This is a genomic window from Micromonospora sp. RTGN7 (genome assembly GCF_033804645.1).
Lineage (GTDB): Bacteria > Actinomycetota > Actinomycetes > Mycobacteriales > Micromonosporaceae > Micromonospora.
This window is the reverse complement of record NZ_JAPZLF010000003.1, coordinates 114571-129942: the sequence shown is the minus strand read 5'-3', so window position 1 is coordinate 129942 and position 15372 is coordinate 114571. Positions and strand designations below refer to the sequence as shown.

Genomic DNA, 15372 nt, shown 5'->3' with positions numbered 1-15372 from the left:
ACCGGGCGGGTGGATCCGTGCGGGATCCGCCCGCCCGGGCGCCTGCCCGTCCGGTGTCGGTGGGTGGCCCTATGCTCTCGCCGAACCGGACGGAAGGTGCTCTACCTGTGGAACTCACCGGCACGGACGCGCTCGCGCTACGGATGGCCAGCCTGCTGCTGCGCCCGCACCCCACCGCCCGCCCCGCCGACGTGGCCGGGGTGGTCGAGTGGTTCGGCGCGATGCAGGCCCAGGACCTGGCGAGCGGGCTGTGGTCGCTGGGACTGCGGTTGCCCGGGTGGTCCCAGGCCGACGTGAGCGCGGCGTTGGAGCGCCGGGAGGCGCTGCGCACCTGGCCGATGCGGGGCACCGTGCACCTCGTGCCCTCGCGGGACGCCCGGTGGATGCTGGAGGTCACCGGGAAACGGATCCTGGACACCGCCGGGCCCCGGCGGGCGGTCCTCGGCCTCAGCCTGGAGGAGACCGACCGGGCCGCAGACGTGCTCGGCGAGGCGCTCGCCGGTGGCGGCCGGATGACCCGCGCGGAGTGCCTGGCCACGCTCGGCGCGGCCGGCCTCGACACCACCGAGCAGCGCGGCTACCACCTGCTCTGGTACGCGGCACAGCGCGGCGTCACCTGCGTCGCCCCGCACGTCGGCACCGAGCAGACCTTCGTCCTGCTCAACGAGTGGGTGCTGCAGCCGCACCGCCCCGAGCGCGACGAGGCGCTGGGCATCCTGGCGCTGCGCTACTTCCGCAGCCATGGCCCGACCACCCGGAAGGACTTCGCCGGCTGGACGGGCCTCACCGCCGCCGACGCGAAGCGGGGCATCGCCGCCGCCGGCGACGCCCTGACCACTGTCACGGTCGACGGGGTGGAGGCGGTGGTCGACCCGGCCCTGCTCGACGCCCCCCGGCCAGCGGTCGACGACGTGCACACGCTGCCCGGCTTCGACGAATACCTGCTGGGCTACAAGGACCGGTCGCTGATGCTCGACGCCGAGCACAAGCAGGCGATCATCCCCGGGAACAACGGGGTCTTCCAGTCCACGGTGGTGCGCGGCGGCCGGGTGGTCGGCACCTGGAAGCGTGCGCTCGGCAGGACGAGGGTGAAGGTCGCGGTGCGCCCGCTGGTCGACCTCGACGCCGCCACCGGGGCGCGGGTCGACGCGGCGCTGGAGGCGTACGCCGCGTTCGTCGGGCTGCCGCTCGCCGTCGAGTGGGTCACCGCCTGACCCGCAGCCTTCGGTGGGGTCATTGCCGCGTCAGTCTGACAATGACGGCGAGGCGGGTGACGTCGGCGGCGGTGTGGCCGGCGCGGAGGACGGTCAGGGCGGTGCGTGCGGTGGGGCGGGTGCGGGTTTCGGCGGGGACGATGCCGTCGGCGGTGACCAGGGCGCGGCCGTCTCCACCCACCCATCTCGAGCTCGAAGACCCGCACGACTTTACCGTTGCGGTAGCGCGAAGGGGCCCCTGCTATCCAGAATGCGATAGCAGGGGCCCTTTCTTACTCACATTGCTGCCGCGCTAGACGCGGGTGATGCGGATCGCGTCGGCGATCACGTAGCCGGTGCTACCGGACCAACGGCTGATGCCCACCTTGTTGGCGTCCCCGGCGGCCAGGGTGAAGTTGCCCAGCGAGCGCCATCCGCCACCGTTGGCTGACTGGTTCACGTTGACCGTCTGGTTGCCGCTGCTGGTCGCCACGATGTACGGCGTGGTGGCGTTGTAACCGGCGACGGCCGGGTACCAGACCTCCACCCGGTAGGTGGCGGTAGCCGGGATGTTCACCTTGTACCAGGCGGCGTCGCTGGCCGCGACCGGGTTGGCGTACCGGTAGTCGGCGCCGTAGCGCTGCGCCGAGTACGACGAGGTGCTCCAGTTGGCGCTCGCGGTGAACCGGCCGGCGGTGGTGTTGTCCACGATGGTCGACCAGGAGGTCGGGGGCGGCGTGGTGCCGGTGACGAGCTGCATGTAGTAGGTCCAGTTCCAGTTCGGACCCGGATCGGTGTGCGTGGCGCCCGGCACCTGGTTGTGACCGATGATGTTGCTGCGGGTCTTCGGGATGCCGTACTTGTCGCACAGGAACCGCGTCAGCGCGGCCGACGACCGGTACATCGCGTCGGTGTACCAGGAGGCGTCGGCGACGTAGCCCTCGTGCTCGATACCGATCGACTGGGTGTTGTAGGTCCAGTTGCCGGCGTGCCAGGCGACGTCCTTGTCCCGCACCATCTGGGTCACCGCGCCGTCGGAGGAACGGAGCAGGTAGTGGGCGCTGGTGCCGGCGGCTGCGTTCTGGAACCAGCTGATCGAGCCGGCGTAGCTGCCCTGCATGGTGTGGATGACGATGTAGTTGATCGGGTACGCGGACTCGCGGCTGGAGGCCGTGTAGTTGGACGAGTTCGCCGCCACCCAGGCCGCCGGGCCGTAGTCGGTGCTCTGGGTGCCCATGTCGGCGGCGCCCATTGGCGCCACGTTGGCGTAGTCGCCCCGCTGGGGCGCGACCGGACGGCCGTCCACGGTGACCTGGCCGGCGGCCGTGGTCGCGCTGAAGCCGCTGCCGAGCAGGTCGTACACGGCGTCGGCGTACAACCGGGCGGTGGCCTTGTCCGACGAGCCGCCGTAGCGGGCGATCAAGCCGTACCACTGGTTGACGTCGTCGCGCTGCGCCGCGGTGAGCCCGGCCTGATCGGCGTACGAGCGGAGCACCGCCGCCGCGCCGGCGACGTTCGCCGCGTCACGGGTGCGCAGTTCGGTGCGGTCCAGTCGGGCACGGCGCACGGCCTCGTCGAGGGTCCGCACCTTCGGGTTGCTGGTCAGGTGCATCACGCCGTACCCGCCGGAGGCGCTGGGCTCGCCGTGGTGACCGTCCAGCCGGGTCTCCGCGTACCCGAGCGCGGCGAGCAGGTCGCGCGGCACATCGGAGCGAACCGCAGCCCGGTCGAAGGCGGCAGCCAGCGTCTCCGCGTCCTGCTGCGGCGCAGCCTGGGCCGGCTGGCCGGCCAGGCCGATCATCAGGATCATTGCGCCGCCGAGCAGTTGGCTCACCCGACGCGAGGGTTTCCGAACAGTCACCGTCACTCCTCGTGACTACAAAAGGGGCGACTGTGATCATGTCGCCCGGGTCGCCGCACCATACAGCGCGATATCTGTCTATGTCGAGACCTTGCATCGGCAATGACGATGGTGAAGAATTCCTTCACCCGACCGACATCAGTCAGCCACCGGGGGCCACCGTCGCCGCTGCGGTCCGGCCCGTCCCGCCGTACGCTCGGCCGATGGACGCCACCTTCTTCTTCGACCCTGCCTGCCCGTGGACCTGGCGCACCTCGCGCTGGCTGGTGGCCGTCGCCGACGCCCGCGGGCTGACCGTCGAATGGCGGTCGTTCAGCCTGGCCATCCTCAACGAGGGGAAGGTGGCGCCGCAGTTCGCCGAGGCGATGGCCGCCTCCGGCCGGGCGCTGCGGCTGGTGGAGGCGCTGCGCGCCGAGGGCCGGGGCGACGACACCGCACGCTTCTACGCCGAGTTGGGCACGCGCACCCACGACGCCAGCAACCCCATCTCCGACAAGCTGGTGGAGGCGGCCGTCGAGGCGGCCGGCCTCGGCGACGCCGCGCCGGCCCTCGACGACGACCGCTGGGACCAGGCGGTACGCGAGTCACACGCGCTGGCGTACTCCTCGGCGGGCCCGGACATCGGCTCGCCGGTGCTGACGGTGCCCGGCGCGGAACGCGGCATCCACGGCCCGATCCTGACGGAGGTCCCCGGCACCGAGGACGCGCTGACCCTCTGGGACTCGCTGCTGCCGCTGCTGCGGCTGCCGGCCTTCCACGAGATCAAACGCGGTCGCCGCTGACGATCACGGTGTGCGCCGCGACGGGTCGGTGGGTGTCGGACCCGGCCGACATGATGGCCGGATGATCGCGCGCTTCAAGGATCTCTGCATGGACGCCTCTGACATCCCCCGGCTGGCGGGCTTCTGGGCCCGCGTGCTCGACGGCGAGGTGGTCGACACCGGCGATGGGGACGCCCGAGTCGATCCGCGCGGCCGTCTCGGCGCCGAGTCGATCTGGGTCAACGGGGTGCCCGAGCCGCGCGCAGCCAGGACCCGGGTGCACCTCGACCTGCGGCTGGCCGGGCCGGAGCCGACGGAACTGCTGGCTGCGGGTGCCCGGCTGGTCCGCGAGCCGGACGTGGAGGTCGACTGGTGGGTGCTGGCCGACCCCGAGGGCAACCTGTTCCGCGCATTTCCGCCCGGGGAGGGCACCCGGCCTGGCCCGTTCGAGTTGGTGGTGGGGAGCGCCGACCCGGTCGCCCAGGCCACCTGGTGGGCGGGGATCGTCGGTGGCCGGGTGGAGACGACCGAGGAGGGCACCGCCTCGGTCTCCGACGCGGCCGGCTTCCCCTGGGAACACTGGGTCTTCGACTCCGTGCCGGAGCGCAAGCAGGTGAAGAACCGGCTGCACTGGGACGTCGACCTGACCGGCCCCGACGCCACCCGGCTGATCGTCGCCGGCGCGACGCTGCTGCGCGAGCCCGACGCCGACATCGGTTGGTGGGTGCTTGCCGACCCGGAGGGCAACGAGTTCTGCGCCTTCGCACCACGCCCCGCCTCCTGAGCACCCCGGCCCGACACGCCCCGGCCGGTGGGCGCGGCGAGGCTGCCCCGACCGGTGGGAACCCGATCGGTGGGAAATCAAGCGAACCCCCGCTGCCGCATCACCGGGTCGGCAGGATCGTTGTCGACGAGGAGGTGCCGCCGGGCTGTGGTTTGACCGACGCCCGCGTTGGGGTACCGCGGACGCCGACGAAGGGAGCGCCGATGTCGGAGCCACATGTCACGCTCGACCCGAGCGGGCTCGACCCCGTGCAGCAGAAGCTGCGGGGCCCACTTGAGGATCAGCTGACCTCGGCCCTACAGGCGGCCACCGGGCGGATCCGGGCGAGTTACGCGGGTGAGCCGGTCGAACAGGTCTGTCAGCGACTGCTGGAAGAGACCCGCTCGGGGCTGCATCCGGACATCGCCGCCGGCTTCCAGCCGGACATGGACGAGTTCTGCCGGGTGGCCGTGGCGATCGTGCGGGACGAGATCGACTGACGGCCCGGCGGACGGGTCAGCGGACGGGTCAGGACCGGGGCCGCAACTCCCCGCCCTGACCCGCCAGCCCGTCCGGCAGCGCAGCGGAATTCCGCCACGACGAGCAGTGTGGGCGCGACATGCTGCCGCCCACACTGGGCTCGACGCGGCGAGTCAGCCCGCCCGCACTCAGCTCCACGGTGCTCCACCGCCGGACTTCGGCACGTTCCCGGCTCACCCCCGAAGAGCCCCGAACGCCGGACCAGGCTAGGCCCGTCGTCGCAGCTGGGGCAAGGTTTCCGCCGACCCTGCGGCGGTGATTGATGTCTATGCGCCGAACGGCGTGTCGCGGTAACACGGCCGTCGTGGCCGGCGCTGTTCGCGTGGCCTGCGCTGTTCGCTGAGCCGAGATGTGCCGCTCCTGCGAGCAGTCCTGCCGGGACCTGCTCGCCACGATCAGCTGACCGGTGAGGACCGGTAGCTGGTCTGGCGTGAAGCCGGTCGGTCAGGCGGGCGTTGAACTGCGTGGTCTGGTGCCGGTCAGCGGCGCAGGGTGAGGATCAGGTCGGCGACCAGGGCCGTCCAGCCGGTCTGGTGCCACGCGCCGAGTCCCGCGCCGTTGTCGCCGTGGAAGTACTCGGGGAAGCAGATCAGGTCCCGCCAGTCCGGGTGGGTCTGGAAGAGCTGGGCGGCGCCGTAGATGGGCCGGCGGCCCCAGTCGTCCTGGGTGAAGAGCGAGATCAGCCGGGCGGAGAGGTCGTCGGCGATCTCGTCGAGGGTCCGCTTCACCCCCGACCGGGTCGGGTACTCCACCTGGAGGTCGTCGCCGAAGAACGCGGCGTAGTCGCGTAGCGCGCTGATCAGCAGGAAGTTGGTCGGCATCCAGATCGGGCCGCGCCAGTTGGAGTTGCCGCCGAAGAGGCCGCTGGTCGACTCGGCGGGCTCGTAGCCGACGCTGAACTCCTGCCCGCCGAGGGTGACGGTGAACGGCTTGTCCAGGTGGGCGCGGCTGAGCGTACGCAGGCCGTACTCGGAGAGGAACTCGTCGGGGTCCAGCATCCGGGCCAGCAGCCGGACCACCTGCTCCGGGCCGACCATGGAGAGCAGCCGCTGCTGACGGCCGTCGGAGCCGATCCGGCGGGCGCCGATCACGTCGGCGTACTCGGGGCGGTGGGTGAGGAACCAGCGCAGCCGGGCCCCCAGCTCGGGCAGCCGGTGCAGGGTCCGCGCGGTGAGCCGGGTGGTGGCCGCCAGCGGCAGCAGCCCGACCACGGAGCGGACCTTCAGCGGCACCTGACTGCCGTCGGCCAGCCGCAGCACGTCGTAGAAGAACGCGTCCTCGTCGTCCCAGAGCCCCTGCTCGTACGCGGCGGCGGCGATGTAGGCGAAGTGTTCGAAGAACTTGGTGGCGGTGTCGTCCCAGGTGGCGTCGTGTTCGGCCAGCACGACGGCCATGTCGAGCAGGTTGAGCGCGTACATGCCCATCCAGCCGGTGCCGTCGGACTGTTCCAGCGTCCCGGCCACCGGCAGCGCCGCCGAGCGGTCGAACGGGCCGACGTTGTCCAGGCCGAGGAAGCCGCCCTCGAAGACGTTGTTGCCGCCGGTGTCCTTGCGGTTGACCCACCAGGTGAAGTTGAGCAGCAGCTTGTGCATCACCCGGGCGAGGAACTCGTGGTCGCGGGAGCCGTCGATCTCGAAGACCTTCAGCGCCGCCCAGGCGTGCACCGGCGGGTTCACGTCCCCGAAGGCCCACTCGTACGCGGGAATCTGCCCGTTGGGGTGCAGGTACCACTCGCGCAGCAGGAGCAGCAGTTGCGACTTGGCGAAGCCGGGGTCGACCCGGGCGATGCTCACGCAGTGGAAGGCCAGGTCCCAGGCCGCGTACCAGGGGTACTCCCACGGGTCCGGCATGGAGATCACGTCGAAGCTGGTCATGTGCCACCAGTGGCTGTTGCGCCCGTGCCGGCGACCGGCCGGCGGGGACGCGGAGCCGGGGTCGCCGGTCAGCCACCGCTTGACGTCGAAGTGGTAGAACTGCTTGCCCCACATCAGCCCGGCGATGGCCTGCCGGGCGACCAGCGCCTCGTCCGGCGTCGCGGCGGCCGGGATGACGCTGTCGAAGAACCGGTTCGCCTCGGCCCGCCGGGCCCACACCACCGCGTCGAAGCCGTCGCCCAGGTCGGCCCGGGGCGGCGGCGGCGCGGCGGGCGGACCGGCGGTACGGGTCAGCCGAAGCCGGATCTGCCGCTGACCGCCGGCCGGCACGTCGAACACGTAGTGCAGCGCGCCCTTGGTGCCCTCCAGCTCCGGGTTGACCGTCGCCGCGCCGTCCACGACGTGGTCGTTGATCCCGTCCTTCGGGTACGGGGAGCGGCCGGGTAGCCCCCACAGCCGCTCAGCGTTGCTGTCGTTGTCGCAGAGCAGCGGGACCGGGTCGCCATCGCCCTCCAGGACGATCTGCCCGAGCACCCAGTGCTCGCCGACCAGCCGGGCGCCCGCAGAGGTGCTGGTGCCGACGATCCGGGGGACCCGGTCGCCGCCGGGCAGCCCCCACGCCCAGGTGTTGCGGAACCACAGGGAGGGCAACACGTGCAGCCGCTCGGCGGTGTCCCCCCGGTTGGCGACGGTCACCACGATGCACATGTCCGTCGGGGACGCCTTGGCATAGTCGACCGACACCGCCCAGTACCGGTCGTCGTCGAAGATGCCGGTGTCGACCAGCTCGTACTCGGTGTCGTCCCGGCCGCGCAGCGCGTTGACGGCGACCAACTCGTCGTACGGAAAGGGCGCCTGCGGGTAGTGGTAGCGCCAGCGCATCCAGGAGTGGGTGGGCGTGGAGTCCAGGTACCACCAGTATTCCTTGACGTCCTCGCCGTGGTTGCCGCCGTCCCCGCCGAGGCCGAACATGCGCTCCTTGAGGATCGGATCGCGTCCGTTCCACAGGGCGAGAGCGAAGCAGAACGTCTGCCGGTCGTCGCAGACGCCCGCCATGCCGTCCTCGTTCCACCGGTAGGCTCTGGACCGCGCGTGGTCATGGGGGAAGTAGTCCCACGCCGTGCCGTGCTCGCTGTAGTCCTCCCGTACCGTCCCCCACGCCCGCTCGGACAGATAGGGACCCCATGCTCGCCAGTCCTGCTCCCCCGAGCCGGCCTGGGCCAGCCGGAGCCGTTCGGCGTCGGGTGCGGACGCGGAGGAAGGGGGCACGTCGGTGATCACCTGCCTATCTTCGACGCCGCTGGGGTACTTCACCACAGTGGCCATCTTCGTCGTGGCGTGTCACACCTCGCCGCCGCTGGAGGAAAGTTGATCGACATTCGGTTCGGCCCGCAGGTCTGCGGCGAGCTCACCGCCGGGGCCAGCAGGGAGTGGCTGGTCCCGGACGGCCTGGGCGGGTATGCGATGGGCACCGTCAGCGGGCTTCGCACCCGCCGGTACCACGGGCTGCTGGTGGTCCCCGGCCAGACACCGGCGTCCCGCAGCATGGGACTGGTCAGTCTCGACCCGGCGCTCACCCTGCCGTCGGGGGCGCGGGTGCGCCTCGGTGCGCACGAGTGGTCCTCCGGCGATATCGACCCGCGCGGCTTCGAGCTGCTGGAACGCTTCGACCTGACCGACGGTCTGCCGCGCTGGCGGTGGCGGATCGGCGACGTGGTGATCGAGCGCGAGGTGGCCATGGCGTACGGGCGCTCGTGCGTGGCGGTGGTGCACCGGCTGGTCTCCGGCGGCCCGGTCCGGCTCGACCTGTCGGCGGCCTGCACGTGGCGGGACGCGCACGGCGAGCGGCGCGCTGATGGCCCGGCGCCCCGGGTCGAGTCGGTCGACGGCGGCGCGGTGGTCGAGGGGGCGTTCCGCCTCGCCGGGCCCGGCTGGGCCCCGGAGGGGCAGTGGTGGCTCGGCGTGCACCACCGCGAGGAGAAGGCCCGGGGCCTGCACCCGGACGACGACGTCTGGTACGCCGGGCGGTTCTACGGAACCCTGGAGCGCCCCGGCGACACGGTGTCGGTGCTGGCCTGGGCCGGCGACCTGGCCAGCGGGCCGCCCCCGGCGGAGCAGATCGTCACGGCGGCCCGGCGCCGCAACCGACAGGTGGTGGCCCAGGCGGGACCGGCCGACGCGGTGGAGGCCACCCTCGCGCTGGCCGCCGACGCGTTCGTGGTGCGCACCGGCGTCGGCCCGGACGTGGTGGCCGGTTACCCGTGGTTCGGCGCATGGTCGCGGGACACCATGACCTCGTACGAGGGGCTGTTCCTCAGCACCAACCGCGCCGACGAGGGGCGGGAGTTGCTGCGGGCGCACGCGGCGACGCTCTCGGAGGGGATGCTCGCCAACACCGCCGACACCGGGCGGGTGGAGTACAACACGGTCGACGCGACGCTGTGGTTCCTGCACGCGGTGAGCCGGCACGTCACCGTCACCGGCGACACCGACCTCGGCGACGAGCTGCTGCCCGCGCTGCGCGGGATCGTCGACGCCTACCTGGCCGGCACCCGGTACGGCATCGCCGTCGACCCGGCCGATGGCCTGGTGACCCAGGGTGGCACCCCGGGGATGGCGCTGACCTGGATGGACGCCCGGGTGCACGGGATGCCGATCACCCCGCGCGTCGGCAAGCCGGTGGAGGTCAACGCGCTGTGGGTAAGCGGCCTCGCGGGGCTGGCCGAGCTGACCGAGTTGGCCGGGGCTGACGCGGGCGAGCTGTGGCGGCTGCACGCCCTGGCCACCGCGTCGTTCGCCGAGCGGTTCCCCTCGCCCGTGGGCTGGCTGCACGACGTGGTGGACACGCCCGCTCCGGCGTACCCGCTGGGTGGGGCGCCGTTGCACGACGACGACCTGCTGCGGCCGAACCAGCTGCTGGCCTGGTCGCTGCCGTACGCGCCGCTGGTGCCGGACGAGCGGACCCTGCGCCGGATCGCCGCCGGGCTACTCACCCCGCTCGGGCCGCGCTCCCTCTCCCCCGACTCCCCCGGCTACGTCTCGCGGCACCGGGGCGGGCCGCCGGAACGGGACGGCGGCTACCACCAGGGCACGGTCTGGCCGTGGCTGCTCGGGCCGTTCGTGGACGCCGCCCGGCGGGCCAAGATGGACGTCGACGGCCTCTTCGTGGGCGTCGACGCGCACCTGACCGAGTACGGCCTGGGATCGGTCAGCGAAACCGCCGACGGGGCGGCCCCGCACGGCGCGACCGGTTGCCCGTTCCAGGCGTGGTCGGTGGCCGAGGTGCTGCGGGCCCGGCGGGTCCGCCGGTAGCGCCGCGGGCTGAGCGCCGTCCACCCGGCCGTGGGTCGTTCCCCGGGCGCGCGATGCGGGAGATTGTCGGCTCCCCCGGATACGGTGCGGGAGACGCGGGCACGTCGCCGGTCACCCGACACTGTCTTAAGTGGACCGTCCGGGTGATTGCCTCCCGGCGACGGCTCTGCCAGAGTGGCGTAGTTTTGTCGATCAAGATCCCTGGGGAGGGCGAGGCGTCATGATGGGACCGTCCCACGCGTTGTCAGGCGCGGCGGTGTGGCTGACCGGGTCCTGGGCGCTCGACCAGTTCGCCGACTATCAGCAGTCGCCGCTGGCGCTGGCGGTCGGCACCGCGGTCTGCGCCGGCGGGGCGCTCTTCCCCGACCTCGACCTGTCCGGCAAGGTCACCCGCAACCAGGGCGGCGCCACGGTGGCCCGCACGTTCGGGGTGTTCAGCCTCTTCGTCGCCGAGGTGATGGAGAAGATCTCGCTCGGCGTCTACTACGCCACCAAGCTCAGCAAGGATCCGCGCCGCAACAACGGCCACCGCACGTTGACCCACACCATCCCGTTCACCGGGCTGGTCGGCTGGGGCACCACCGCGCTCTGCACCGCGTACGGCAAGTGGGCTGTGGTCGGCATCCTGTTCTTCATGTTCGGGCTGGCCCTGCGCGGGCTGTTCGACAGGTGGGCGGAGCGCGCGGGCTGGGTCATCGTGACCCTGACCTCGGGCGCCGCCGCGTGGTTCACCTTCGCCAACCTGCCGGGCGACCGGGGGTACCCGCTGATCGGGCTGGCCGTCGGGGTGGGCTGCTTCGTGCACATCCTCGGCGACATGATCACCCGGGCCGGGGTGCCGATCCTCTGGCCGATCCCGATCAAGCGCCGGATGTGGATGATGGTGGGCCTGCCGAACAGCATCGCCCTGCGCACCGGCAGCAAGACCGAGGTGGTCGTGCTGCGCAGCGTGCTGACCGCGATCTCCGTGCTCGCCACGGTGGGACTGGTGGCCCCCTCCGTGCTCCGCAGGTTCAACATCGAAATCTGAGCCCCGCCCCGCCGCCCTGCCCCGCCGGCTCGCCGGACGGACAGGCGGGCGACGGTGCCGCCGGTCGAACTCCGGCGGCACTGTCCTCGGCTCGACGGCCTCAGGTGACGGGGTTCGGCACCACCGCGACGGCGACTTCCACCAACGGCCCACGCACCGACCGGCCGATGCGCCGGGCCTCGGCCAGCACGTGGGCGCGCCAGTGCCGCAACAGCGGGGCCAGCCGGGAGGTCACCAGGACGACGTCGAAGGCATCGTCGGGCAGCACGGTACGGATGCCGACGGCGTGGTGGGCCGAGTACCCCGGGTCCGGGGGCAGCCGCTGGAGCAGCGTCTCGTCATAGTCGAACAGGTGGGCGGGCGGGAACCCGGCCGGCAGGTCGCCGCCGCAGCCGAACACGGCGATCCGGGTGCCCAGCGGCACGGTGTCGCGCAGGTGTGCCAGCTCCGCCGTGACGTCCACCCTGCGGGCCCGGTTGACCGCCCGCCGGATGGACGGTAGCTCCAGTCTGACGTGCCAGGCTCGGCTGTCTTCGAGCTGCGGCAGGTGCCGGGAGTACCAGGCCCACAGCAGTTCCAGCACCGGCTCGGGATGCTTGTGCAGGAACGTGAGCATGTTGCTGCGATTGTCGCTAAGGTCCGGCTCCGATCGCCGCGGGTGCGGGGTGTCAACCGCCCAACCCTCGCGGCTGACTTCGAACGACAGGCCTTGCCGAAACAGGCGGAGTCCCAGCTCGGTGTCTTCGGAGCCCCAGGAGCGGAAATCCTCGTCGAATCCGCCGACGGCCCAGAAGTCGCTGGCCGCAACGGAGACGTTGCACGTCCAGAAGAGCTGCCAGGGCAGCATGGTGCGGGAGAGGCTGAACCGGTTTTCCACAAAGAGTGAGTGCCGGGAGTCCTGGAACGCCGCAACAGCCCCGTAGTCGCGGACGGTCTCCTCGGGTGTGTGGGTCCGCAGGATCTCCGCCAACCCGGGAGTCGGGTCGTCGGGACGGAAGCCGTAGGTGTAGCCGAGCACCACTCGCGCCGCGCCGGGTTCGCGGTGTGCGGCCAGGTGCCCGGCCACGAAGTCGGGGCCGGGAAGAATGCCGCTGTCCACGAAGGCCAGGATCGGGCCGACGGCGAGGCGGGCGCCGGCGTTACGGGCGGCGGCGGCCCGGAAGCCCAGGTCCTCCTGGAAGTGGTACCGCAGGCGAAGCCGGTCGCGGAAGGCCTCCACCGTCTGTCGGGTCTCGTCGGTCGAACCGTCATCGGCGACGATGACCTCGAAGGCGTCCGCCGATATCCGCTGGTCGGCCAGGGCCGTCAGGGTGTCGTGCAGCAGGCGGGAACGGTTGTAGGTCGGAATGATCACGGAGATCAACGGCGTTGCGGCGCCAGTTGGCATCGTGGCGGCTCCACTGTGGTTGGGCGTCAAAATCTAGTTGCCGCCGAACGCCCGGAACATCATACGTGAGGATTTTTTCATTTCTCTCCACGACGATTGCGGCCGGGCCGAATCCGGTCATCCCCAACTTTCCGCATTGCCCTCCCGGGAGGTCCGAAACGCCGCGTCGGACCGCACCGGCGACCCCGCTCGCCATCGACTGTTGACGCCTTCGTAACGGGTGGCCTACGGTCTGTCGAAACGCTTCGACTGGGCGTTTCGAGCGGTCCGGGAACCACCGCCGCGACGGTGGTGATCATCGCCTGCACCGTCGTCCAGAGCGTGCGCACGCTGAACCGCGGCATCACGGCAGGAGCCGAGACGTGAAGTTCACCGACGGGTACTGGCAACTGCGACCCGGGGTCAGCGTGCTGCGCCCCGGCACGGTCGAATCGGTGGAGCCGGACGCCCGCGGCTTCACCGTCTTCGCGCCGACGGGTCGGATCACCGGGCGGGGCGACACCCTCAACATGCCGGTCGTCACCGTCCGGTTCTTCTCCCCCGCCCCCGGCGTCGTCGGGGTGAGCATCGGCCACCACCTCGGCGGGCCCCCGGAGCAGCCCCGCTTCGCGCTCTCGGCCGGCGACGACCACCCGGTCACCGTGGCGGTCACCGGGGCCAGCGCGTCGCTGACCACCGGCGAACTGACCGCCCGGGTCACCCTCGTCGACCGGTGGCGGGTCGACTTCCTGCGCGGCGGCCACCCGGTCACCTCGTCCACCGAGCGCAGCATCGGCATCGTCACCGACGGCGCGGGCCGCACCTTCGTCCACGAGCGGCTGGCGCTGGGGGTCGGCGAGACGGTGTACGGGCTCGGCGAGCGCTTCGGTCCGTTCGTCAAGAACGGGCAGGCCGTCGACATCTGGAACGCCGACGGCGGCACCGCCACCGAGCAGGCGTACAAGAACGTGCCGTTCTATCTGAGCAGCGCCGGGTACGGCGTCTTCGTCGACCACCCGGAACACGTGTCGTTCGAGGTCGCCTCGGAGGTGGTGTCGCAGGCCCAGTTCAGCGTCGAGGGCCAGTCGCTGACCTACCACGTCATCGACGGGCCCACCCCGAAGGACGTGCTGCGCCGCTACACCGCGCTGACCGGCCGGCCCGCCCGCGTCCCGGCCTGGTCGTACGGGCTGTGGCTGTCGACGTCGTTCACCACCTCGTACGACGAGAAGACCGTCACCGAGTTCGTCGACGGGATGGCCGAGCGGGACCTGCCGCTGTCGGTGTTCCACTTCGACTGCTTCTGGATGCGGCAGTTCCACTGGGTCGACTTCGTCTGGGACCCGGCGACCTTCCCCGACCCGGAGGGGATGCTGCGCCGGCTGCACGAGCGCGGCCTACGGGTGTGCGTCTGGATCAACCCGTACATCGCCCAGCGCTCCCACCTGTTCGAGGAGGGCCGCCAGGCCGGATACCTGGTGCGCAACCCGGACGGGTCGGTGTGGCAGTGGGACAAATGGCAGGCCGGCATGGCGCTGGTCGACTTCACCAACCCCGACGCGGTGGCCTGGTTCTCCGGCAAGCTCAGAGCCCTGCTCGACATGGGCGTGGACTGCTTCAAGACCGACTTCGGCGAGCGCATCCCCACCGACGTCGTCTGGCACGACGGGTCGGACCCGCAGCGGATGCACAACTACTACACCCACCTCTACAACCGGGCGGTCTTCGCGCTGCTGGAGGCCGAACGCGGGGTCGGCGAGGCAGTCGTGTTCGCCCGGTCGGCCACCGCCGGCGGCCAGCAGTTCCCGGTGCACTGGGGCGGCGACTGCGAGTCCACCTTCGTGGCGATGGCCGAGTCGCTGCGTGGCGGGCTGTCGCTGTCCGCGTCCGGGTTCGGCTACTGGAGCCACGACATCGGCGGCTTCGAGGGCACCCCCGATCCGGCCGTGTTCAAGCGGTGGATCGCGTTCGGGCTGCTCTCCTCGCACTCCCGGCTGCACGGCTCCGGCTCGTACCGGGTGCCGTGGGCGTACGACGACGAGGCCGTCGAGGTGCTGCGCCACTTCACCCGGCTCAAGCTGCGCCTGATGCCGTACCTCGCGGCGGCGGCCGAGGAGGCGCACCGCGACGGGGTGCCGGTGATGCGCCCGATGGTGGTGGAGTTCCCCGAGGACCCGGCCGCGGCCTACCTGGACCGGCAGTACATGCTCGGCCCCGACGTGCTGGTGGCGCCCGTGCTGAGCGCCGACGACCAGGTGACGTTCTACGTGCCGGCCGGCACCTGGACCCACCTGGTCACCGGCGAGCAGCTCACCGGGCCGGCCTGGGTGACCGAGAAGCACGCCTTCGACAGCCTGCCGGTGCTGGCCCGCCCCGGCTCGGTGATCCCGTTCGGCGCCACCGACGACCGGCCCGACTACGAGTGGGCCGACGGCATACGGCTGCGGCTCTTCGCGCCCGGGCCGGGGCAGCGGACCCGGGTGCGGGTGCCCTCGCCCGGCGACGGCCCCGGCGCGGAGTTCGAGGTCCGCTACGCCGACGGCGCGGCTGCCGCCGAACTGGTGGCTGGCAGGTCGACGGGGTACGACTGCGACGTGGTGGGCGCGATCCCGGCGGCCGGGGACGGCCCGGTGTCCTCGGGCCGGTCCACCGGCCAGGAGTGACGTCCGGCC

The 15372-nt window shown here is 71.8% G+C and carries 11 protein-coding genes; 7 read left to right on the top strand and 4 right to left on the bottom strand.

Annotated elements, in window-relative coordinates; translation table 11 throughout:
- Positions 1–71 precede the first annotated feature (71 nt).
- A complete protein-coding gene (locus tag SNR22_RS06070; protein WP_320065468.1) occupies positions 72–1214 on the top strand; it encodes a winged helix DNA-binding domain-containing protein in 1143 nt (380 codons plus the stop codon).
- Positions 1215–1233: 19 nt separating this feature from the next.
- Here the strand turns inward: SNR22_RS06070 and SNR22_RS06065 are convergent, their stop codons facing one another.
- Together SNR22_RS06065 and SNR22_RS06060 are read right to left on the bottom strand one after the other, a co-directional pair.
- Positions 1234–1395: a hypothetical protein gene (locus tag SNR22_RS06065; RefSeq protein ID WP_320065467.1), complete on the bottom strand. Its 162-nt coding sequence runs from the start codon at positions 1393–1395 to the stop codon at positions 1234–1236.
- 111 nt (positions 1396–1506) lie between these two features.
- Positions 1507–3054 (bottom strand): N-acetylmuramoyl-L-alanine amidase, encoded by a 1548-nt coding sequence (locus tag SNR22_RS06060; protein WP_320065466.1) that lies wholly within the window; start codon positions 3052–3054, stop codon positions 1507–1509.
- A gap of 203 nt (positions 3055–3257) precedes the next feature.
- Here SNR22_RS06060 and SNR22_RS06055 point away from each other — a divergent pair, with 203 nt between their 5' ends.
- The 3 genes from SNR22_RS06055 to SNR22_RS06045 all read left to right on the top strand — a co-directional run bounded on the left by SNR22_RS06055 (position 3258) and on the right by SNR22_RS06045 (position 5078).
- Positions 3258–3836 carry a DsbA family protein gene (locus SNR22_RS06055; RefSeq protein ID WP_320065465.1) on the top strand — a complete coding sequence of 193 codons (579 nt, stop codon included), beginning with the start codon at positions 3258–3260 and terminating at the stop codon, positions 3834–3836.
- 88 nt (positions 3837–3924) lie between these two features.
- On the top strand, positions 3925–4599 hold the full coding sequence (locus tag SNR22_RS06050) for a VOC family protein (RefSeq protein ID WP_320065464.1): 675 nt from the start codon (positions 3925–3927) through the stop codon (positions 4597–4599).
- 203 nt (positions 4600–4802) lie between these two features.
- A complete protein-coding gene (locus SNR22_RS06045) occupies positions 4803–5078 on the top strand; it encodes a hypothetical protein (RefSeq protein WP_320065463.1) in 276 nt (91 codons plus the stop codon).
- Positions 5079–5597: 519 nt separating this feature from the next.
- Here SNR22_RS06045 and SNR22_RS06040 read toward each other — a convergent pair.
- A complete protein-coding gene (locus SNR22_RS06040) occupies positions 5598–8318 on the bottom strand; it encodes an MGH1-like glycoside hydrolase domain-containing protein (RefSeq protein ID WP_320065462.1) in 2721 nt (906 codons plus the stop codon).
- A gap of 42 nt (positions 8319–8360) precedes the next feature.
- Between SNR22_RS06040 and SNR22_RS06035 the strand changes: the two genes are divergently transcribed.
- Together SNR22_RS06035 and SNR22_RS06030 are read left to right on the top strand one after the other, a co-directional pair.
- Entirely contained in the window at positions 8361–10304 is a 1944-nt protein-coding gene (locus tag SNR22_RS06035) for an amylo-alpha-1,6-glucosidase (RefSeq protein WP_320065461.1), read from the top strand.
- 220 nt (positions 10305–10524) lie between these two features.
- A complete protein-coding gene (locus tag SNR22_RS06030) occupies positions 10525–11334 on the top strand; it encodes a metal-dependent hydrolase (protein ID WP_320065460.1) in 810 nt (269 codons plus the stop codon).
- Positions 11335–11434: 100 nt separating this feature from the next.
- On the opposite strand, the gene SNR22_RS06025 is transcribed toward SNR22_RS06030, so the two are convergent.
- Entirely contained in the window at positions 11435–12721 is a 1287-nt protein-coding gene (locus SNR22_RS06025; protein WP_320065459.1) for a glycosyltransferase, read from the bottom strand.
- Positions 12722–13083: 362 nt separating this feature from the next.
- Between SNR22_RS06025 and yicI the strand changes: the two genes are divergently transcribed.
- On the top strand, positions 13084–15363 hold the full coding sequence (gene yicI, locus SNR22_RS06020) for an alpha-xylosidase (protein WP_320065458.1): 2280 nt from the start codon (positions 13084–13086) through the stop codon (positions 15361–15363).
- Positions 15364–15372: the final 9 nt, after the last annotated feature.

What these genes read in the sequence shown, in the direction of transcription:
- SNR22_RS06040 (WP_320065462.1), bottom strand. Translation starts at nt 8,318, where the DNA reads ATGGCCACTGTGGTGAAGTACCCCAGCGGCGTCGAAGATAGGCAGGTG.
- SNR22_RS06045 (WP_320065463.1), top strand. Translation starts at nt 4,803, where the DNA reads ATGTCGGAGCCACATGTCACGCTCGACCCGAGCGGGCTCGACCCCGTG.
- SNR22_RS06050 (WP_320065464.1), top strand. Translation starts at nt 3,925, where the DNA reads ATGGACGCCTCTGACATCCCCCGGCTGGCGGGCTTCTGGGCCCGCGTG.
- SNR22_RS06070 (WP_320065468.1), top strand. Translation starts at nt 72, where the DNA reads ATGCTCTCGCCGAACCGGACGGAAGGTGCTCTACCTGTGGAACTCACC.
- SNR22_RS06030 (WP_320065460.1), top strand. Translation starts at nt 10,525, where the DNA reads ATGATGGGACCGTCCCACGCGTTGTCAGGCGCGGCGGTGTGGCTGACC.
- SNR22_RS06025 (WP_320065459.1), bottom strand. Translation starts at nt 12,721, where the DNA reads ATGCCAACTGGCGCCGCAACGCCGTTGATCTCCGTGATCATTCCGACC.
- SNR22_RS06055 (WP_320065465.1), top strand. Translation starts at nt 3,258, where the DNA reads ATGGACGCCACCTTCTTCTTCGACCCTGCCTGCCCGTGGACCTGGCGC.